General features: G+C 45.8%; 1 protein-coding gene. It reads right to left on the bottom strand.

Translation table 11 applies throughout. The features are described from left to right. Positions 1-216, bottom strand: a 216-nt coding sequence (locus A3761_RS03960) for a sensor histidine kinase (protein ID WP_231881150.1), incomplete at both ends; no start/stop codon positions are given.

Here is a 216-nt window from a genome sequence, read left to right as displayed (position 1 = left end):
GCTGCCTTCTCCGGCTGGTTTTGTGGTAAAGAAGGATGAAAATACCTTTTCTTGGATATCCTCAGGAATTCCTGGGCCGTTGTCGGTGAACTGCACAAGAATATTACCCTCCTGTACTTTGGTAGAGACCGATAATTCACCTTCATTATGCATTGCTTGAAGTGCGTTATGGGTTAAGTTGGTCCAGACTTGGTTTAGTTCGTCGGGGTAGCAGAG

It is taken from the genome of Oleiphilus sp. HI0123, assembly GCF_001635315.1.
Note: the sequence above shows the minus strand (reverse complement) of the source record. Positions and strands in the feature narration are given on the sequence as shown.